This window comes from Humibacter sp. (genome assembly GCF_035547335.1).
In the GTDB taxonomy this organism is placed as follows: domain Bacteria; phylum Actinomycetota; class Actinomycetes; order Actinomycetales; family Microbacteriaceae; genus Humibacter.
On sequence record NZ_DASZVF010000071.1, the window covers coordinates 26,349 to 46,961 of the forward strand.

Consider the following 20,613-nt stretch of genomic DNA (forward strand, 5'->3'; position numbering starts at 1 on the left):
CCTGCTATGGACCGTCCCCCCGAGCCTCTAGGCTGGCACCGTGCCTCGAACCGCCTCAGCTGCCCGGCCTAAGGCCCCGACCCGGCGGGCGGCCGCGGCCACCGGACCTGCCGATGGCGCCACGCGACAGGCGGTCATCGAGGCAGCGGTGGCCTGCATCCTCGAGTGCGGCTTCTACCGAGCCAGCACCAACGAGATCGCCCGCCGTGCGGGCGTCACCTGGGGAGTCATCCAGCACTACTTCGGCACGCGCGAGAAGCTGATGCTGGCCGTGCTCGAGCACGGCGGGCAGACGTTCAGTGAGCTCGTCGACTCCGCGGAGATCCAGGGCGATACGACAGAAGAGCGCATCGGATCCCTGGTGGACATCCTCTGCTCGCACTACGCGAACCCGTACTACCTCGCCGACCTGCAGGTCCTGCTGAACCTCGACCACGATCCGCGCACCAGTGTTGAGGTGCGCAAGTCTTTGCACGCGGTCGCGACGAGATCGAGCCAGAGCATGCGCAGGCTCATCCGCGACGCGCTCGGACCGGCCGCGGCGGAGCGGGACCTCCCCGAGATGATCTTCAATGCGATCCGTGGGTTCGCACTGAGCGAGCAGCTGTTCGGCGTGATGTCCTACGACATGCTGCCGCCCAAGGGTAAGGAGATCCCGGCCCGGCAGCGCCGACTCTTCATCCAGCTGATCTCACAGTTCGTCGACGCCTCCGCGCGCGGCTGACCGCGCCGCCCGAGCGTCTTCGGGGCGCCGATCCCTCCCTCGGGCGGATGCATAGCGGACGCTATGCTAAGCGGATGGCGGCGTCGCATGTGCACCTGTGCGACGTCAGCTCGGTGGGTGTTCCGGGGCTTCGTCGCATCGCGGCGGAGATCTTCTGGCCTCACGACGGTGAGGCGCAGCAGCGCGTCGCTGTCGTCTGCGCTCCCGGCGGCGGGATGTCACGTCGCTACTTCGATCTGCGCGTTCCACCAGAGGACGAGCGCCGGCTCGGCTCGTTCAGCATGGCCCGCTACTTCGCGGCGCACGGTCATGCGGTGATCATCCTCGATCCGCCCGGCATCGGGGACAGCGACGGCGCTGACGATCTCTACGAGCTCACGCCAGCAGTGGTGTCACAAGCATTGGCGATCGCGAGCAGCGAGTCGGTCGGTCTCCTTCGCTGGCGTACCGGCGGTCACGCGGTCGCACCAGTGGTCGTCGGCCTCGGCCACTCCGCTGGAGCGATGCTGACGGTGCTGCAGCAGGACGCGTGGCGTCCCTACGGCGCCCTCGTGCTCCTCGGCTTCCACGGCTTCGGTCTGCCCGAGGTCCTGGCCGACGCCGAAGCCCGGTTCACGGATGACGCACCCGGCCTGAGGGCGGCGCTCCCTGCGCTGGCAGCGGCACGCTTCGGCAGCCCCACGGTTCAGCTCGAGACGTCCATCAGCCCCATGCTCGTGCGGAGCCGCCCGCCGCGCTCGGTGATGGATGCTCTCGGCGCGGCTTCGGCGCCGCTGCTGAGCCTGGTCGCCACGGCGACCCTGGTGCCCGGCTTCGTCGCCGGGGAGCTGGCCCGCTTGGACGTGCCGATCTTCCTCGCAAACGGCGAGAACGACATCACCTCGCCTGCCCGTGACGCCGGGGTGCAGTTCCGGCGCGCCGCCGACCTCACGCTCTTCACGCTGGCGGGATCGGGCCACAACCACAACGCCGCGGCCAACCGCATGGTCCTGTGGGACCGCATCCTCAGGTGGATCGACGCCCTGGACGCTGCACAGCAGACGACGAACGGAGCCAACGGATGACCGAGCGTGCCGACGTTGCCGACGCCCGCCCGACGCGCCCTGCTCCGGTCGTCACCGAGGACAGCGCCGTCTTCTGGGACGCGGCGAAGGAGGGCGAGCTCGTCGCGCAACGGTGCGAGTGCGGACGGCTCCGCCATCCGCCCCGCCCCATGTGTCCGCACTGCCATTCCACCGTGTGGAGCGCAGAGAAGATGAGCGGCGCCGGGGTCGTCCACAGCTTCGCGCTGCTCCACCACCCGAAGCACCCCGCCTACGACTACCCCGTCGTCGCCGCGACCGTCGACCTGCCCGAGGGGATCCGGTTGGTGACGCAGATCGTCGCTGCCGACCCCACGGCGGTCTCCATCGGGATGGCCGTACGGGTCCGCTTCTGCCCGACGGCCCACCACATGGCGGTTCCGGTCTTCACTCCCGAAGAGCTCGGCTGATGGGACGCGGCCGACTGTCCGCCGCGACCTCGATCGTCGGCATCGGGCAGACCGAGTTCTCCAAGGCGGCCGGGCGAAGCGAGACGCAGCTCGCGAGCGAGGCGATCGTCGCCGCGCTGGCCGACGCCGGGCTGACGATCGCCGACGTGGATGGGCTCGTGAGCTTCACGATCGACCCTGTCGAGGAGACCGAGCTGACCCGCTCCGTCGGCTTCCAAGACCTCGCCTGGTCAAGCCGTGTGCCCTACGGCGGAGGCGGGTCCCAGGGTGTCGTGCTGCACGCTGCGGCCGCCGTCGCCTCCGGAGTGGCCGACGTCGTCGTGTGCTTCAGAGCCATCAAGGCCCGGTCCGGCGTGCGCCGCTTCGGGTCGGCCGACGTGGTCAACCGTCCGACGTCGTCCCACTCCGGGACGACCGCCGCCCAGTGGTGTTCGCCATTCGGCGTCATCACTCCGGCGTCGTGGTTCTCCTTGAACTCGGCCCGCTACATGCACGAGTTCGGGGTCACCAGCGAGGACTTCGGCCGGGCAGTGGTGCAGCTGCGCGCGTACGCGGCGACCAACCCCAACGCCTACTTCTACGGCCGACCCATCACCCTCGAGGACCACCAGGCGTCTCGCTGGATCGCTGAACCTGCGATCCGGCTCTTCGACTGCTGCCAGGAGACCGACGGTGCGGTTGCCCTGGTCATCACTTCGGCTGCCCGAGCCGCCCACACGCCCGCTCCGGTCGGCATCGCCGCTGCGTCCGGTGCTGCGATCTTCGAAGAGGAGGTTGGGAGCAACCACTACCGCCCGGACGCAACCCTGCTCGACAGCTCGGTGGCCCTCGGGCGCCGCCTCTTCGACGGTGCTGGCATCAACCGTTCGGAGGTCGACGTGGCGCTGATCTACGACGCGTTCACCCCGATCCTGTTCATGCAGCTCGAGTCGCTCGGGTTCTGCGGACGCGGCGAAGCGAAGGACTTCATCGCCGACGGGAACCTCGGGCCGCACGGGCGACTCCCGTGCAACACCAACGGTGGTCTCATCGGGGAGGGCTACATCCACGGCCTCAACCTCACCCTCGAGGCGGTCCGTCAGCTCCGCGGGAGCGCCGTGAACCAGATCGACGCCGTCCGCACTGCGCTCGTCAGCGCCAGCCGCACCGGCGTGGTGCTTCGCGCGTGACCGCGGGGGAGTGCGCCGGATCGCGCGGGCTCTGGGAGCTCCTAGAAGCACGCGTGCTGGCCGATCCGGACAGCCTCGCTGCGCTCGACGAGCACGGCACGCAGGCGAGCTGGAAGCAGATCAAGCATGCGGCCGAGCGAGCCTCCGGCGCGCTCGCTGACCTCGGCATGAGGGCCGGTGAAGTCGTCTGCTGGCAGCTGCCGACGCGGATCGGATCCAAGGTGCTCATGTTCGCGCTGGCACGTCTGGGCGTCATCCAATGCCCCTTGCTGCCGACCTACCGCGCGCGTGAGGTCTCGTTCATCGTTCGCCAGGCCAACGCGCGGATGCTGATCGTGCCCGGTACGTGGGGCGGCTTCGACCATGCAGACATGGCCGATGGCATCGCTGCCCACCTCGAGCGGGAGGGCCGTGACCTTCGCGTCCTGGTCGCCGACAGCGACCTCCCCGAAGCCGACTCCTGGACAGAACCCGCCCCCGCCGCACCCGACGACGTGCGCTGGCTCTACTACACGTCCGGCACGACGGGCGAGCCCAAGGGCGCACGTCACAGCGACGCGACGATCCACGCGGCCGCACGTGCGATGAACGAGCGATTCGCCATCACCCGCGACGATCGGAACGCAATCGTCTTCCCGTTCACCCACATCGGGGGTGGCGCGTGGGTCTTCAGCGCCGTCAGCATCGGCTATCCGACCCTGTTCCTGGAGCGCTTCGATCCTCCGTCGACGATCCCTCTCCTCCAACAGCACGAGGTGACCATCGTCGGTTCCGGCACCCCGTTCCACATGGCCTACTTGGCGGCACAACGCGCGATGCCGGCAGGGGAGGTCCTTCTCCCTTCCGCGCGCATCTTCGTCGGAGGAGGGGCGCCAAAGCCGCCGCAGCTGCACTACGACATGAAACGGGAGATGGGTCGCGACACCGGCATCGTCTCGGGCTACGGACTCACCGAGGCGCCTCTCGTCGTCCTCGCCAGCCCATCGGACGACGACGTCGCGCTGGCCCACACAGAAGGCCGCGCGGCCCCGGGAGTGGAGCTCACGGTCTGCGATGCCGAGGGGAACGCCGTCGCACCCGGCGAGACGGGGGAGCTCCGGATCCGGGCCCCGCAGCTGATGAAGGGCTACGTGGACACCGCGCTCGACGGTGAGGCGTTCGACTCCGCTGGCCGCTTCCGCACCGGGGACCTGGCCCGGATCGACGAGGCGGGCATGGTCACCATCGCCGGTCGGATCAAGGACCTCATCATCCGCAACATGGAGAACATCTCGGCAAAGGAGGTCGAGGACACGCTCTTCCGACACCCTGAGGTCGCGGACGCCGCCGTGATCGGTGTCCCCGACCCCCGGACGGGCGAGCGGATCTGCGCGGTCATCGTCCCGACACCAGGCGCGGCGCCCACGCTCGACGCGCTCGCCGCGTTCTGCCGGCAGAACGGTCTCATGAAGCAGAAGGTGCCGGAGCGAGTGGAGCTGGTCGCGGAGCTGCCGCGCAACCCCGCCGGGAAGGTGCTCAAGCCGCAGCTGCGGGAGCAGTTCGCCGGCGGAGCCCAACCCTCGTCCTGAACCTGGTCGCCGAAACGGTCGCACAACCTGCGTCTCATCCGGCCCGACCGTGGTGCGTTCTCGCCGGCGGATCGCTATCTTGCGAGATAGTGCTTACTATGGCGCGGTCGACGATGACCCTGCGCCCGAGCCGGGAGGCTGCCACCTGAAGCGACGCAACGTGAACCGTCAGCGTGCGGTGTGGCTAGCTGCGGGTGCGCTGGTCATGCTTCTCCCTGCCTGCGGCAACATGGCGAGCCCGGCTCTCCGCTCCGCCGCGGAGCGAGCCGCCCTGAGCCAGGGAAGCGGCACGGCCTCCAACCCGACGGCGGGCGCCGCACTCGGCAGCCCGTCCGGGGCAGCGTTGCCGCCCGGGTCTGCCCCCACGGTCACGCTCCCGCAAGCAAGCCTGCCCACCCAGCCCCTGTCGGTGGGCCAGGACACCGGATCCGGCTCTTCCGCACCGCCAGGGCCCGGAGGCGCAACCGGTCCGTCTGGCCGCGTCCCTACTGGACCGGCTGCCCCGACGGGCGCCGCCTCCAAGACGGGCGGCAACGGGGGCGCGACGGACGTCGGCGTCACGGCCACGACGATCACGGTCGGCAACGTCGCCACCATCTCCGGTCCGGTCCCAGGGCTCTTCCGCGGCGCCAGTGCAGGAGTCCAGGCCTACTTCGCCTACATCAACAGCCAGGGCGGGGTGAACGGGCGCCAGCTCAAGGTCGATGCCCACGACGACGGGTTCCAGTGCGCACAGAACCAAGCGCAGACGGCCGATGCCGCCAAGACCGACTTCGCGTTCGTCGGTTCGTTCTCCCTGTTCGACAACTGCGGCGCCACCGCCCTGCCCGCAGACGTGCCGGACCTGTCTGAAGCGGTCAGCTCGCAAAGGGCGGCGCTGAAGAGCAACTACAGCGTCCAACCGCAGAAGCCGGGAGCCGCGACAGGGCCGTTCCTGTACTACAAGAGCACGTTCGCCGACTCCTACCAGGCCGCAGCGCTGCTCTACTACTCGACTCCGGCGACGACAGGTGTCATCGCCGGCGTCAAGGCGGCGATGCAATCGCTCGGCTATCAGATCAAGTACGAGCGATCAGTCGGCGCGACCGACTCGAACTTCACGTCAGACGTGCTGCGCATGCGCTCCGACGGAGTCAAGTTCGTCGAGCTGCTCTTCAGCCCCGGCATGATCGCCGAGTTCATGCAGGCAGCCGGTCAGCAGAACTTCGCCCCAGTGGTGAGCACGCTCGGTCAGGGATATGACCTCGCGGTGCTCAAGCAGGGTGGGAGCGCCGTCAACGGCATGTACACGGCCATGCCCACGGCGCCGTTCTTCAACGCCTCCGAGGCGTCGATCCCGGCGGTTGCGCTCTACCAGACCTGGATGCAGCGAGCTGCCGCTGGCGTGCCGCTCGACCTCTTCAGCGTCTACGGGTGGACCGAAGCTCAGCTGTTCGTCGACGCGCTACGTGCATCGGGGCCCAAGGCGACTCGCGCCGGAGTCTTGCAGGCCCTGAGCGCCGTCAAGTCCTTCAACGGCGATGGGCTCATCGCAACCGGCTACCCCGCAACGCGTCAGCCGACGATCTGCTACGTCCTCGTGAAGGTCGTCAATGGTCAGTTCCAGAGAACCGACACCCCTGCAGGCGGGTATCGCTGCGACGGCACGTGGCAGACGCCTTGACCTCGCATGCGTGTCCCGTCGGGCAGCGGCGATGAGCATCGTCCTTCCGCTCACCATCGTCGGCGTCGTCTACGGCTGCGTCTATGCGGTGACGGCGACGGGCCTGGTGGTCACCTATGCGACATCGGGCGTCTTCAACTTCGCCAGCGGGGCCCTGGGCATGATGGGCGCCTTCACCTACTGGCAGCTGACGGTGGCGTGGGGCCTGCCTCAGCTCGCGGGGCTGGCGATCGTCCTGCTCGTCCTGGCGCCCCTTGCCGGAGCACTCATCGAGAGAGTGCTCATCCGCCGGCTGGACGGGAGCTCGTTGGGCGTGACGCTCGTCGTCACCGTTGGTCTGCTCCTGGCCCTGATAGGCGTCGCCAACCTGATCTGGGACCCGAGCAAACCGCGCGCGCTGCCTCAGTTCCTGCCTAACGACAGCGTCGCGCTGCCTGGCGTGAACATCAGCGCGCAGCAGCTGATCATCGTCGGTGTCTCCCTGAGCATCGCGGTCGTGCTGCGCGTCTTCTTCACCCGCACACGCGTCGGGGCTGCCATGCGGGGCGTCGTCGACGATCGCCGCCTGCTCGCGCTCGCGGGCGTGTCACCGGGCCGAGCCAGTCAGATCGCCTGGGCGATGGGCGCAAGCCTCGCCGCTCTCGCGGGCATCCTTCTCGCCCCGTTGGTCACCCTCAACATCCTTCCGCTGACCCTGCTGGTCATCGATGGTTACGCCGCAGCCGTCGTCGGACGCCTGCGAAGCCTGCCGCTCACGGTGGTGGGCGGGCTCGCCCTGGGGCTGGCGGAGTCCTACTCGACGGGTTACCTGTCCGGGGACCTGCCGGACATGCTTCGGCCCGCCCTTCCCATGTTCTTGCTCTTCCTGGCTGTGGTCTTCCTACGGCAGGACCGTTTGCGAGCCGGCCGGTCGCTCAGCGGCTGGGCGCCGCGCACGGTCTCCCGACGCCGTTCGCTCGTAGCGGGAGCGGTCTTCGTCATCGCGGCAACCGGTGCCTCGTGGGTGCTGCCGGGTTCGGCCCTGCCGCACTTCGGCCAGGCGTTGGCTTTGGGCTTCATCCTGCTCTCGCTCGTGCTCCTCACGGGCTACGGCGGTCAGGTCTCGCTGTGCCAGATGACGTTCGTCGGCTTCGGTGCCTACCTCATGGGACGCATCGCCCCTGGTGGATCTGTTCTCGGTGCCTTGGTCGCAACCGCGTGCTGTGCGGTCCTGGGAGCGCTGGTGGCGATCCCGGTGCTGCGCCTCCGCGGCCTGTACCTGGCGTTGGCAACCCTCGCATTCGCGTCGGGCATGGACAGCATCTTCTTCATCCACGCGCTGGGCGACGGTGGAATCATCAAGGGCGCCCGACTGCGCGTCGGCGGCCTTTCCTTCGAAGGGTCGCACGCGTACACGTCCCTGCTTGCAGCCGCGTTCGCTGCTGGGGCCGTGGTCCTGCTGTGGGTCCGTCGTTCCCGGTTCGGGCGGCGGCTCGCAGCGATGAACGACAGTCCCGCCGCCTGCGCCACGCTGGGCGTGAGCATCAACGGCACGAAGCTAGCGGTCTTCTCGGCCTCGGCCGCTCTCGCGGGCTTCGGCGGGATCCTGTACGTCGGCCAGACGACGATCGCAAGTGCCAACGACTTTCAGATGCTCAACAGCCTTGTGCTCTTGCTCATCCTCACCCTCGGCGGCGCAGCGACGGTGTCCGGCGCGTTCATAGGCGCTCTGGTCTACGCGATGTTCCCGGTCATCCAGCAGCACGTACCAAGCCTCGGCCAGGTCTCGCTGCTCCTCACCGGGCTTGCTGCGATCAGCGTCGGCCAGAACCCGGACGGCATCGTCGGCCAGGTCGCCAAGCGGATCGAGTCGTGGAGAGGCAGTGCGGCATCACGACCAGCACGGGTCGCCGGCACTGCCGTCGCCGGTTCGCCGCCCGTACCTGAACGTGACCGGGTCCTCGCGTGATCTCCGACCTGACAGGCCCCCCGGCGCTCGAGCTGATCGGCGTCCGAGCCGGGTACGGCCGTATCGAGGTTCTGCACGGGATCGACCTTGTCGTGCCTTGCAGGAGCGTCGTCGCGATGCTCGGACCCAACGGAGCTGGCAAGACGACCACGCTCAACGTGATCAGCGGTCAAGTCGTGCCTACGGACGGCTGCGTGCACATCGCCGGGCGACACGTGAATGGCGCAGCACCCCATGAGATCGCAGGCGGGGGAGTCTGCACCATCCCGGACGGTCGCGGGATCTTCCCGAACCTGACCGTGCGGGACAACCTGAAGGTCTGGTCGTTCTCGACCTCGCGCTCTGTCGGGAAGGTCGAGGAAGCTGTCTATGCGGCCTTCCCGAGGCTGCAGGAACGTCGCCGCCAGATCGCCGGCACCCTCTCGGGTGGCGAACAACAGATGCTCGCCATCGCACGCGCGATCGTCGCCGATGCCGGGCTGCTGCTGCTCGACGAGATCAGCATGGGGCTGGCGCCGTTGGTCGTCTCGGAGCTCTACGAGCTGGTGGGCGACCTTGCCCGGTCCGGGTACTCCGTGCTGCTGGTCGAGCAGTTCGCCCAGACCGCGCTCGAGGTCGCGGACTACGTCGCAGTCGTGGTGGGCGGACGGATCACCGCGTTCGGCGAGCCCGCCGACGTCGAGGATCGCCTCACCGCTGCATACCTGGGTGGGGCGGCGTGAAGCGAGGGGGACGTCTGGTCCGGGCGGGCGTGCTGCTTGGCACAGGCCTGTCCTTCGTCGGAGTTGCGCTCGCCGGAACCGCGCGGGCGGACGACCCCGGCTCCGGGTTCGGCTCGTTCGCCCTGTCAGGGTCAGCCGCCGGCATCTTGCTGACGGAGGACAACGCCAACGCCACCGGACATCCCGAGGCGGAAGCGGCGATACCCGATGCAGAAGCAACGCTGCAGAGCGGTCCGATCGGCCACGCACTCTCCAGCGTCGCGTGGCCCGGGTCGCTCGTCGGGAACCTGGGCACGCTGATCCTTGTCGCGGGCGGTCCGTCGGCCCCGCAACAGCTCGCCACGCTGAACGACCCAGTCCGCGCCGAAGCCAAGAACGGGAGCGGAACGGTCTCGAACACGTCGGTGCCGGGGACGACGATGACCGCCACGGTCAAGAGCGATCAGGCGAGCGCCGACGGCGAGATCGGCGGAGCGGACCAGGCTGGCCTCGTGACCGTTGGATCGGTCCGCTCGAGCGCCAAGGCACAGCTGACCGGGGCGAAGCAAGCCACCGCAAGCGCGTACGCCTCCATCCAGGACATCACCGTCGCCGGTGTCCTGCACATCGGCGCGATCTCGTCGCAAGCCACAGCGATCACCGACGGTGAGCACGGCACCGCGAAGGGCGCCGCTACCGCTGAGGGCGCGACCGTTGCCGGCATCCCGGTGACCATCGACAGCTCTGGAATACACCTCGCCTCGGCCAGCGGCCCATCGCTGGCGCAGACGCTCGCTCAGGAGACCGTCACGAAAGCGCTGGGCGTTGCCGGGGTCACCGTCACCGCAGTGGGACCGGTCGATACCTCATCGGGGCCGAACGCCGACTACACGACCGGCGCGATCGAGGTCGTCTGGAAGCCTGCGACGAGCAACAACGAGACGGTGACCATCGAGCTGGGCGGCGCCACCGTGTCTGCGCACGCGAACCCCGGTTTTGCCTACGTCGCTCCGCCCGCGGGTTCCAGCGGGCCGCCGTTGGCCAAGCGCTCCGTCCCACCCCCGGCCTCTTCGCCCCCCACCGCGCAGCCGAGCGAGACGACCGTCATCCCGGGACCCGCTGCGAGCGTCGGCGCAATGCCCGCACCGCCGCCTTCGATCGCCGGTCCCGCTCCGTCTGTGGCGCCCACCGCACTGGCGACGCCGTCGCTGCCGGCTCCGAGCGGTCTCCCGGTCGGCTGGATCGTCTTCGCGCTCGCTGTCTCCGGTGCCCTCGGCGCCGGGATCCTGCTGAGGCTGCCCCGCGACCGCGACCACCCGACGTGCCCACTCGCAACGCAAGGATGAGAGCGCTCCGATGACGATCGCGCAACGACACGAAGGCTTTCGGGAAGAGCTCCTTCGATCGAGGATCTCCCAGGTCGAAGGGCAGCGCGCGAAGTGGCCCGTGCATCGGGTGCTCTTCACGGTGGGAGCGATGCTGGTCCCCTCGGGGCTGTCGTGCCTCGTGATCGGATGGATCCAGATCGCGCGCACGGTCTTCGTCTTCGACCAGCTTCCCTACCTCGCCTCGTGGGGACTGATCGGGCTGGCTCTGGTGGTGCTCGGAGGGTTCTTCTACTTCGCGTACTGGAACGCGCTGAGCGTGCAGCAGGGCAGGCAGCAGCTCGAGCTCCTGAGGAGCATCCACGAGAGCCTTGTCCTTGCCGGAGCCACCGCCCCGACCGTCGCGGCGCCGGCTGGGCTTGTCGTGACGAGCGCGGGGTCGATGTTCCACCGCGCCGAGTGCTCGGTCATCCGCAGCGCCGCGCGGGTCAGGTCCGTCACAGCTGCCGAGACCCTGAAGCTGAAGCCGTGCGGGGTCTGCCGACCCCAGCTGTGACGGAGGAGGGCCGCGCGGGTCGCCTGCCTTCGGCCTACAGGCCCCAGATGCGCGCGGCGTTCCCGCAGACGATCTTCTCCCGCTCGTCCGCCGGGATCCCGACGAACTGCTCATCCACGATCTTCCTCGAGTTCGGCCAGCTCGTGACGGGATGGGGGAAGTCCGTGGACCACATCAGGTTGTCCACGCCGATGATGTCTCGCATGCGATGCAGGCCAAGATGCTCGTCGATGAACGTCAGGTTGATGTTCCTGCGGAAGTAGGTGCTGGGAAGCTCGCTGATGGCGGGGAACTTGTAACGCTGCCGCGTCGCCATGTCATCCACGACCTCGAGCCACCAACCGACCCAGGCAACCCCGGGCTCGACGAACACGACCTTGAGCCCCGGGAACTTCTCAAGGACGCCCCCCATGATGAGCATGCCGAAGGCCTCACCGGTCATCAGCGGAGTCATCGGAACCATCACGCCCTTGTTGGGCGTCGGATCACGCCGGGCCAGGTCATCAAGGGTGGTCTTGAGGCCGATGTGGAAGCAGATCGGCAGGCCGGTGTCCTGGATCTTCGCGAACAGCGGGTCGTACCGGTCGTCGTAGTAGTCGGCTTGTCCGAGCTCGCTGGGGAACACCGGGAGCTGTAGCGACTTTGCGCCCCTCGCCGCGACACGGTCGACCTCGGCCACTGCGAGCTCGATGTCGTGGATCGGGATCTGGTAGGAGACGATGAGCCGCTGGGGATCCGCCGATGCGAAGTCGTGAAGCGTGTCGTTGAACGCCTGAACCGTCTCGGCAACGCCGTCCTTCACATCGCTCAGGTAGCGGAACGCGCTGACCTCGCTGTACAGGACCTCGGCATCGACCCCGTCGAGATCCATGTCCTTCAGCCGCTCCGCCGGGTCCCAGTAGCCGGCCCGGCCGAACACGGAGTTGTCGGAGGCGATCCCCTTGTCGCTCCTCTTCGCTGCCTGCTCCGCGCCAGCTCGGTTCGCAGCGCCTGTCCCGCGGCTCATCCGTTGCTCGTACGCCCCCGCGGCGTCGTCGTACGCCTCATGAAGCCGGGCGGGGAGGTGATCCTTGACCTGCGCGTGCGTCAGCTTCACGTGCGAGTCGGCGGAGATCAGACGCTCGTCCATAGCAGGTACTATCTCACACGTGCACGCGTCGGACGCCGGAGCAGCGGGGTCCTTCATGGCGCAGGCCCCGACGACCGCCGCGGGCCTGGCCGTCCGCGACGTCTCGATGCGGTTCGGCGGAGTGCAAGCCCTCTCGTCGGTGAACCTCGACGTCGCGCCCGCCACCGTGACCGGTCTCATCGGCCCCAATGGAGCGGGCAAGACGACGCTGTTCAACGTCATCTCGGGCTTGCTGAAACCGACCGAAGGGTCGGTGCACCTGGCGGGCACGAGCCTCGATCGCCTGACGCCACACCGCCGGGCACGCCGCGGCCTGTCTCGCACCTTCCAACGTCTTGAGGTGTTCGGATCCCTCACCGTCCGCGACAACGTTCTGGCAGGAGTCGAGTTCCACCGCAGCTGGTCACGTGATCGGTCGGACCCCGGGCGGAAGACTGACCAGCTGCTCGAGCTCGCGGGCCTTCGCGCCTGCGCGGACGCGCGGGTAGACACGCTGCCCACCGGACTGGCTCGATTGGTCGAGCTCGCGCGCGCGCTGGCGACCGATCCGAAGGTCCTTCTGCTCGACGAGCCGGCGTCGGGTCTGGACTCTCAAGAAACCGAGGCCTTCGACTCGTTGTTGGCCAACCTGGCGCATGAAGGGCTCGCGGTCCTGCTCGTCGAACACGACATCGAGCTCGTGATGCGCGTCTGTGCCTCCATCTACGTCCTCGACTTCGGCAAGATCATCGCGACCGGTACGCCCGAAGAGGTGCGCGCGGACCCGGACGTGCAAGCCGCCTACCTCGGCGCCTTGGCGATGTGATGCCTCGACCAGGCCGAAGGAGGCAGTCGCCGGCTGCGGTGCGGCCGGGAGGCGCGGTGGACCGCTATCGCTGGTCCGTGATTCACTGAGACCTACCTAGTAACCACTATGGCGGGAGAGAGACAGCGTTGACGCTTCGCGAGGCGCCCGTCCTTCGCACGAGCGTCGACCGGGCTGGTGAAGCGTTCCGCGCGAACCGGGCCGTCCAGCTCGCGGCGCTCGACGCGCTCGACGCGCAGCTCGAGCTTGCCCGCGCGGGCGGCGGCGCCCGCTATGCGGAGCGGCACCACGCGCGGGGGCGACTGCTCGCGCGCGAACGGATCGAGCTGCTCGTCGACCGTGACAGCCCGCTCCTGGAGCTCTCCAGCCTGGCCGGCTTCGGGACGGAGTTCCCGGTGGGCGCGAGCATCGTGACCGCGATCGGCGTGGTGTGCGGCGTGGAGTGCGTCCTCATCGCGCATGACCCCACCGTGCGGGGCGGGACGATGAACCCTTACACGCTGCGCAAGAACCTGAGAGCCCTCGAGATCGCCCGGACCAACCGGCTGCCCGTCGTCAACCTCGTCGAGTCCGGGGGCGCTGACCTCCCGACGCAGGCGGAGCTCTTCGTGCCTGCAGGACAGATCTTCCACGACCTCACGGAGCTCTCCGCGATGGGGATCCCGACGATCGCCCTGGTGTTCGGAAACTCCACCGCGGGGGGCGCGTACGTCCCTGGGATGTGCGACTACGCAGTTCTGGTCGACCAACAGGCCAAGGTCTTTCTCGGCGGCCCGCCCCTCGTGAAGATGGCGACGGGAGAAGACGCCGACGACGAGGCGCTCGGTGGTGCGGACATGCATGCACGCGTCTCCGGGCTGGCCGACTACTTCGCGGCCGACGAGCACGAGTGCCTCCGGATCGGGCGGCAGATCGTGTCGGAGCTGAACTGGCACAAGGTCGGCGGTGGTCCGCGCCTGCCCGTCGAGGAGCCTCGGTACGACGCCGAGGAGCTGCTCGGCCTGGTCTCGGGTGACTTTCGCGTTCCGTTCGATCCCCGGGAGGTGATCGCGCGGATCGCGGACGGTTCGCGCTTCGGGGAGTACAAGGCCAGGTACGGAACGAGCCTCGTGACGGGGTGGGCGTCCGTCCACGGATACCCCGTGGGCATCGTCGCGAACGCGCGCGGAGTGCTGTTCAGTCAGGAGTCGAAGAAGGCCGCCGAGTTCATCCTGCTCGCGAACCAGACGGACACGCCCCTGGTCTTCCTCCAGAACACCACGGGTTACATGGTCGGTACGGAGTACGAGCAGGGCGGGATCATCAAGGACGGATCCAAGATGATCAACGCGGTCACGAACTCGGCTGTGCCACACATCACGATCAACATGTCCGCCTCTTTCGGCGCCGGCAACTACGGCATGTCCGGACGTGCGTTCCGACCGCGGCTGATGTTTGCCTGGCCGAACGCCAAGCTCGCCGTGATGGGTGCTCAGCAGCTCGCCGGTGTGCTTTCCATCGTCGGCCGCGCGTCCGCTGAAGCGGCCGGACGCGAGTTCGACGTCGAAGCCGACGAAGCTCGGCGCCGAGAGATCGAAGCGCAGATCGACGCCGAGTCGCAGGCGTTCTTCATCACCGGTCGGCTCTACGACGACGGTGTGATCGACCCTCGCGACACCCGGACCGTCATCGGGGTGGCCTTGTCCGCCGTCCACTCCGGGCCGGTCCAGGGCCGCCGTGGTTTCGGCGTGTTCCGGATGTGAACGACTGACCATGACCATCACGAAGCTGCTCGTCGCAAATCGTGCCGAGATCGCCGCGCGCGTCATCCGGACCGCCCAGGCCATGGACATCGCCACCGTCGCGGTGTTCTCGGACCCCGACGCCGACCTCCCGTTCGTCCGTGCGGCCGACGAAGCCGTCCGGCTGCCGGGCGCGACGCCGGCGGAGACCTACCTCGACGGCGAGGCGATCGTCGACGCCGCGCGGCGAACCGGCGCCGACGCCGTCCACCCGGGGTATGGCTTTCTCTCGGAGAACGCCCCGTTCGCGCGGCGTTGCCGGGACGCTGGTCTGACGTTCGTGGGGCCTGCTCCCGACACGATCGAAGCGATGGGGTCGAAGACCGCGGCGAAGGCCCTCATGGCAGCAGCCGGGGTGCCCGTGCTGCCCGGCGCGGTGTTCGAAGACACGGCGGAACCGAGTCCCACTGAGATCTCCAACGCGGCTGACGCGGTGGGCTTCCCCGTGCTCGTCAAGGCGGCCTTCGGAGGCGGCGGCCGCGGCATGCGGATCGCCTCAACTCCTGAGGAGCTGGTCGAGGCGGTCGCCAGTGCCCGCAGGGAAGCAACGGCCGCCTTCGGCAACGGGACCGTGTTCCTCGAGCGATACGTCGACGCACCTCGACACATCGAGGTGCAGATCCTCGGAGACGCGCACGGGACCGTCACGCACCTCTTCGAGCGCGAGTGCTCGATACAGCGCAGGTATCAGAAGATCATCGAGGAGGCGCCGTCACCGGCGGTGACCGGGGAGCTGCGGGATCAGCTCTGTCAGGCGGCGGTGGCCGCGGGTCGGGCGATCGGCTACGTGGGTGCGGGAACGGTCGAGTTCGTGCTCGACGCGACGGGGCACTTCTACTTCCTCGAAGTGAACACCCGGCTTCAGGTCGAGCACCCCGTGACCGAGCTCATCACCGGCCTGGACCTCGTGCGGCTGCAGCTCGAGGTCGCGGAAGGGAAGTCCCTGCCGCCCGAGGTGCTCGCGGCCGAGGTGCGCGGCCACGCGATCGAGGTCCGCCTGTACGCCGAGGACGTGCTGGCCGGGTTCTTGCCGGTCAGTGGCGACCTCCACACGTTCGAGATCCCGCGGGGCGCCGGGCTGCGCGTGGACGCCGGTTTCGCGTCCGGGACGCGGGTCAGCACCTTCTACGACTCGATGCTCGCCAAGGTGATCGCCTACGGAGACACCCGTGACGACGCGCGCCGGGCCCTTGGTGCGAGCCTGTCCCGCGCGAAGCTTCACGGCGTTGAGACGAACCGGGATCTCCTGGTCGGGATCCTTCGCGAGGCGGAGTTCGCCGAGGCAAGCATCGACACCGGATACCTCACGCGGCATCCCGCCGAGCAGCTCTGCGGCGCGCTGAGCGAGCGATGTCTCGTCCTCCACGCCCTGTCCGCCGCGATCGCCGGGCAAGCCCGGTCACGCGCGGACGCGCGGGTCCTCGCAAGTCTGCCGTCCGGCTGGCGGAACAACCCGAGCGCCAGGCAGAACGTCGACTTCCTCCACGGCGAGACGCATCTGGCCGTCACGTACCGCTTCGAGCGAGACGGCCTCCAGGCCGCCGTGAACGGTCAGGAGCTTCCGTCACTCGTCCTGCACCACGCAACGCCGACGCTGGTCGACCTCGAGATCGGTGGCGTGCGCCGACAGGTCGAGGTGAAGCAGGTCGGGGACGTCGCCTACGTCGACAGCGCCTTGGGTCACACGGCGCTCGTCGAACGGCCGCGGTTCCCGGACCCCGGCGACGCCGAACAGGTCGGCTCGCTACGGGCGCCGATGCCCGGAACGGTCGTGCGAGTCGAGGCGTCGGTGGGCGAACGAGTGGAGGCCGGAGCGACGATCGTCGCGATCGAGGCGATGAAGATGGAGCATGCCGTCCGGGCGCCGGTGGACGGGTTGGTCACGGCGCTGCTCGTCGAGGTCGGGCACCAGGTCGACACGGGCGCACCGCTCGCGGTCGTCGAGGACGAGGCGCATGTCTGAGTCGGTCACCTACGACGTGGTGCGCGGCGTTGCCTGGCTCACCATCGAGCGTCCCGAGGCGAGGAACGCGCTGAGCTCAGATGTCAGGGAAGGACTCTTCGCTGGCTTGCACTGCTTCAACGAAGACGATGCGGCCACGGTCCTCGTGGTCACAGGTGCGGGTGACAAGGCCTTCTGCGCCGGCGGCGACCTCAAGGAGATGGCCGAGGCGGGTCTCACCGTCCCGCCGCCCGACTACGTCCCGCAGCCGGGCGTGAACATCGTGGTCGACAAGCCTCTGATCGCGGCCGTCAACGGGGTCGCCTACGCGGGAGGCTTCCTCCTGGCTCAAGGCTGTGACCTCTGCGTGGCGTCGTCGTCGGCCCGCTTCGCGATCACCGAGGTCAAGGTCGGACGAGGTGTGCCGTGGGCGGTTCCGCTGCCGTGGCTGATCCCGCCCCGCATCGCCATGGAGATGCTCCTCACGGGAGAGCCGATCAGTGCCGCGCGGGCCTTCGATCTGGGTCTCGTCAACCAGGTCGTTCCGGACGTCGAGCTCAAGGCTGCGGTCCAAGGCCTCGCGGAGCGCATAGGGGCCAACGCTCCTTTGTCGGTCCGAGCCGCGAAGCGAACCGTCTACCTCGGCGCCGAGGCAGCCTGGGCAGGTGCCTATGAGGAGGCGGAGCGGATCTGGAAGCCCGTGTACCTGAGCGAGGACGCGCAGGAGGGTCCCGCTGCCTTCCGTGACGGGCGCGCTCCGACCTGGCGCGGCTGCTGATGGCCGCCGACCTCGCCTCTCTGCTGGCCGACCTGGAGGCTGAGTCGTCCGACCTCGAGGTGCGGATCGTCCGGCTCGAGCCTTCGCAATGGCTCCAGCCGACACCTGCGGCCGGCTGGACCATCGCGGACCACGTCGCCCATCTCGCCTACTTCGACGATGCCGCCCGGCTCGCCGTCACGGAACCCGATCGGTTCCGCGTCCGGGCCGGCCTCCTGGCTGCGCGCGGTGACGACTTCAGTGACCGCATCGCCGCGCTGTACCGCGGCGCTGAGGCACGCGCGCTGCTGCAGTGGTTCCGCTCCGCCCGTCGTGACCTCGTCTCGACCTATGGGGGGTGTGACCCTCGACGTCGCGTTCCCTGGTACGGGCCGGACATGAGCGTGGCGTCGTCGATAACCGCGCGCATCATGGAGACCTGGGCGCACGGCCAGGACGTCGCGGATACGCTGGCGCAGGCGCGCGAACCGACATCACGGCTGCGGCACGTGGCCCACATCGGCGTCGGCGCTCTCGCCTTCAGCTTCGCCGTCAACGGGCGGCCCGTGCCCGAGCGGCCCGTCCGGATCGAGCTCGTGGGCCCCGACGGCGACATCTGGACATGGGGGTCCGCGACCGCGACTGACAGCGTGGTCGGCGGCGCCCTGGACTTCTGCCTGGTCGTCACCCAGCGGCGCAACCTCGCGGACACCGCGCTCGTCGTGACGGGAGCCGTCGCGCGTGAATGGCTCTCGATCGCGCAGGCCTTCGCGGGACCGCCGGGACCGGGACGCCCGCCCGGTCGGGCCGCCGTCAACGACGGGGGAGCGGTCGAGTGAGTCGCCGCGCGCCGTCCTCAGGCGGTCGAGCGATCCGCATCGGCAACGCATCGGGCTTCTACGGCGACCGTGACGCAGCCGCTCGCGAGATGGTCGAGGGCGGGCCGATCGACGTACTGACCGGCGACTACCTCGCCGAGCTCACCATGCTCATCTTGTGGAAGGCACGGCAGAAAGATCCGAACGCCGGCTACGCGAGATCGGTGCTCGGCCAGCTCGAGCACGTGCTCGGCACCTGCCTGGACCGAGGGATCAAGATCGTCAACAACGCGGGCGGGCTCAACCCGGGCGGTCTCGCGAACGAGATCCGTCGGCTCGCCGAGCGCCTCGGCCTTCGGCCCGAGATCGCCTACGTCACGGGTGACGACCTCCTTCCCCGCCTCGACCAGCTCCTCGACGCAGGACACGAGCTGCGCAACCTCGACACCGGCGCCCCTCTTCGATCTCTCGGGCGGGAGCCGGCCACGGCGAACGCCTACTTGGGAGGGTGGGGCATCGCAGAGGCGCTCGCGGCCGGCGCGGACATCGTCATCTGTCCCCGCGTCACGGACGCCTCGCTGGTGGTCGGGCCGGCCGCGTGGTGGCACGGCTGGGAGCGCGACGACTTCGACCCGCTCGCCGGAGCCGTCGTCGCTGGTCACGTCATCGAGTGCGGGCCGCAGGCGACCGGTGGCAACTACGCGTTCCTCGAGGAGATCGTCGACCGCCGGTACCCAGGCTTCCCGATCGCCGAGGTCGAAGCGGACGGATCCAGCGTGATCACCAAGCACCCCGACACCGGCGGGCTCGTGTCCGTCGGAACCGTCACGGCCCAGCTGCTGTACGAGATCGCGGACCCGGCCTATGCGAACCCGGATGTGGTGGCGCGCTTCGACACCATCCGGCTCGCGCAAGAGGGCGAGGACCGGGTGCGGATCTCGGGTGTTCGCGGGCAGGCCCCGCCCAGCACGTCGAAGGTCGCCATCAACCTCGTGGGTGGCTACCGCAACACGATGACGCTGGTCCTCACCGGCCTTGACATCGAGCAGAAGGCCGCCTGGGCGGTCGAGGAGCTGTTCGAGGTTCTAGGCGGCCGGGAAAAGTTCGGGGAGGTCGACGTTCGGCTGATCCGGTTCGACCGACCCGACGCCCCGTCCAACGAACAGGCCACCGCTCACTTGCGCATCACGGTCAAGGACAGCGACCCGAACAAGGTCGGCCGGCGATTCTCCAACGCCGCGATGGAGCTGGCCCTCGCCGGCTATGCGGGCTTCCACACGACGACGCCACCGACCGCGGAGACGGCCTACGGGATCTACTGGCCCACGTCGGTGCCGGCGAGCGAGGTTCAGCACGCTGTCGTGCTGCCAGACGGGTCCCATGTCAGCGTGGCGTCCACGGCACCTGCACAGGACGCGGCATCGCAGCGCACGCCTGAACCCGCCGTCGATCGCAGGCCGTGCCCCGCCGCGCGGATGACGCGTGTCCCCATCGGCCGACTGTGGGGCGCCCGCTCTGGGGACAAGGGTGGGAACGCCAACGTCGGGCTCTGGGCGCGGACTGCCGACAGCTACGCGTGGATGCGAGAGCTCCTGACGATCGACGCGCTCCGGGAGCTGCTACCCGAGTGCGCGGACCGCGAGATCCGGCGCTACGAGCTTCCGAACATCTACGCACTCAACTTCGTGATCATCGGGCTCTTGGGTGAGGGTGTCGCCTCTTCGACGCGGCCCGACCCGCAGGCCAAGGGGCTGGGTGAGTACATCCGCTCGCGCACGATCGAGGTGCCAGAGGCGCTGCTCACGGCGTGACATGACGGGCCCCACCGAGAGAGCACCAGAGCCTGTCGGCGATCATGGCACCCGGCGGCGTCCAGGCGCGTGGAGTGGACGACGGCTACGGCTTCGTGGGCGCCGCCCGTACGTTCACAGGGATGCAGAGCGATCCGGGATCGAGCGCGGCGCTGGACTTCGACCTCACGTGGACCTCGGGCGACGTCCCCGGTCCGGATGCCGTGTGGCTGCCGGCGGTCGTCCCGGGCGGGGTTCACGAGTCGTTGCTCGCCGCGGGGCTCCTCGAGCACCCCTACGAAGGGGAGAACGAGGACGCGGTGGGCTGGGTCGAGCGCGCGACCTGGTGGTACCGCGCCCGGTTCGAGGGGGAGGCCGGGGCCCCGGCGATCCTGCACTGCGCAGGTCTGGACGGAGTGGCCGAGCTCTCGTGGAACGGCACGTC

18 protein-coding genes are annotated in these 20,613 nt (G+C 68.9%); 17 read left to right on the forward strand and 1 reads right to left on the reverse strand.

Annotated features, from left to right (window positions below):
- The first annotated feature begins 40 nt into the window (after positions 1-40).
- The 10 genes from VHB92_RS14725 to VHB92_RS14770 all read left to right on the forward strand — a co-directional run bounded on the left by VHB92_RS14725 (position 41) and on the right by VHB92_RS14770 (position 11,146).
- On the forward strand, positions 41-724 hold the full coding sequence (locus VHB92_RS14725) for a TetR/AcrR family transcriptional regulator (RefSeq protein WP_325454520.1): 684 nt from the start codon (positions 41-43) through the stop codon (positions 722-724).
- Positions 725-798: 74 nt separating this feature from the next.
- Positions 799-1,788 carry an alpha/beta hydrolase gene (locus tag VHB92_RS14730; protein ID WP_325454521.1) on the forward strand — a complete coding sequence of 330 codons (990 nt, stop codon included), beginning with the start codon at positions 799-801 and terminating at the stop codon, positions 1,786-1,788.
- Complete coding sequence (locus VHB92_RS14735) at positions 1,785-2,216, forward strand: Zn-ribbon domain-containing OB-fold protein (RefSeq protein ID WP_325454522.1); 432 nt, start codon at positions 1,785-1,787, stop codon at positions 2,214-2,216. The genes VHB92_RS14730 and VHB92_RS14735 overlap by 4 nt, the downstream gene beginning before the upstream one ends.
- Complete coding sequence (locus tag VHB92_RS14740; protein ID WP_325454523.1) at positions 2,216-3,385, forward strand: thiolase C-terminal domain-containing protein; 1,170 nt, start codon at positions 2,216-2,218, stop codon at positions 3,383-3,385. Before VHB92_RS14735 ends, VHB92_RS14740 begins: the two co-directional genes overlap by 1 nt.
- Positions 3,386-3,438: 53 nt before the next feature.
- On the forward strand, positions 3,439-4,953 hold the full coding sequence (locus VHB92_RS14745) for a class I adenylate-forming enzyme family protein (protein ID WP_325454524.1): 1,515 nt from the start codon (positions 3,439-3,441) through the stop codon (positions 4,951-4,953).
- Between the two features lie 229 nt (positions 4,954-5,182).
- Positions 5,183-6,616, forward strand: coding sequence for an ABC transporter substrate-binding protein (locus VHB92_RS14750; RefSeq protein ID WP_325454525.1), 1,434 nt, complete (start codon positions 5,183-5,185; stop codon positions 6,614-6,616).
- A gap of 31 nt (positions 6,617-6,647) precedes the next feature.
- Positions 6,648-8,564 (forward strand): ABC transporter permease, encoded by a 1,917-nt coding sequence (locus tag VHB92_RS14755; protein ID WP_325454526.1) that lies wholly within the window; start codon positions 6,648-6,650, stop codon positions 8,562-8,564.
- Positions 8,561-9,286: an ABC transporter ATP-binding protein gene (locus VHB92_RS14760; protein WP_325454527.1), complete on the forward strand. Its 726-nt coding sequence runs from the start codon at positions 8,561-8,563 to the stop codon at positions 9,284-9,286. Before VHB92_RS14755 ends, VHB92_RS14760 begins: the two co-directional genes overlap by 4 nt.
- 29 nt (positions 9,287-9,315) lie before the next feature.
- Positions 9,316-10,611, forward strand: a complete 1,296-nt coding sequence (locus tag VHB92_RS14765; protein ID WP_325454528.1) for a hypothetical protein — start codon at positions 9,316-9,318, stop codon at positions 10,609-10,611.
- A 10-nt stretch (positions 10,612-10,621) separates the two neighbouring features.
- Entirely contained in the window at positions 10,622-11,146 is a 525-nt protein-coding gene (locus tag VHB92_RS14770) for a hypothetical protein (RefSeq protein ID WP_325454529.1), read from the forward strand.
- Positions 11,147-11,180: 34 nt separating this feature from the next.
- On the opposite strand, the gene VHB92_RS14775 is transcribed toward VHB92_RS14770, so the two are convergent.
- On the reverse strand, positions 11,181-12,275 hold the full coding sequence (locus tag VHB92_RS14775) for an amidohydrolase family protein (RefSeq protein WP_325454530.1): 1,095 nt from the start codon (positions 12,273-12,275) through the stop codon (positions 11,181-11,183).
- A 19-nt stretch (positions 12,276-12,294) separates the two neighbouring features.
- Here VHB92_RS14775 and VHB92_RS14780 point away from each other — a divergent pair, with 19 nt between their 5' ends.
- The 7 genes from VHB92_RS14780 to VHB92_RS14810 form a co-directional block, all read left to right on the forward strand.
- Positions 12,295-13,080, forward strand: coding sequence for an ABC transporter ATP-binding protein (locus tag VHB92_RS14780; protein WP_325454531.1), 786 nt, complete (start codon positions 12,295-12,297; stop codon positions 13,078-13,080).
- A 128-nt stretch (positions 13,081-13,208) separates the two neighbouring features.
- Positions 13,209-14,822: an acyl-CoA carboxylase subunit beta gene (locus VHB92_RS14785; protein ID WP_325454532.1), complete on the forward strand. Its 1,614-nt coding sequence runs from the start codon at positions 13,209-13,211 to the stop codon at positions 14,820-14,822.
- Positions 14,823-14,832: 10 nt separating this feature from the next.
- A complete protein-coding gene (locus VHB92_RS14790) occupies positions 14,833-16,824 on the forward strand; it encodes a biotin carboxylase N-terminal domain-containing protein (protein WP_325454533.1) in 1,992 nt (663 codons plus the stop codon).
- Positions 16,817-17,581, forward strand: a complete 765-nt coding sequence (locus VHB92_RS14795) for an enoyl-CoA hydratase/isomerase family protein (protein WP_325454534.1) — start codon at positions 16,817-16,819, stop codon at positions 17,579-17,581. Before VHB92_RS14790 ends, VHB92_RS14795 begins: the two co-directional genes overlap by 8 nt.
- Positions 17,581-18,399: a TIGR03084 family metal-binding protein gene (locus VHB92_RS14800; protein WP_325454535.1), complete on the forward strand. Its 819-nt coding sequence runs from the start codon at positions 17,581-17,583 to the stop codon at positions 18,397-18,399. The genes VHB92_RS14795 and VHB92_RS14800 overlap by 1 nt, the downstream gene beginning before the upstream one ends.
- Positions 18,396-20,189 (forward strand): acyclic terpene utilization AtuA family protein, encoded by a 1,794-nt coding sequence (locus tag VHB92_RS14805; protein ID WP_325454536.1) that lies wholly within the window; start codon positions 18,396-18,398, stop codon positions 20,187-20,189. The genes VHB92_RS14800 and VHB92_RS14805 overlap by 4 nt, the downstream gene beginning before the upstream one ends.
- 44 nt (positions 20,190-20,233) lie before the next feature.
- A partial coding sequence (locus VHB92_RS14810; RefSeq protein ID WP_414653120.1) for a glycosyl hydrolase 2 galactose-binding domain-containing protein occupies positions 20,234-20,613 on the forward strand: 380 nt, incomplete at its 3' end.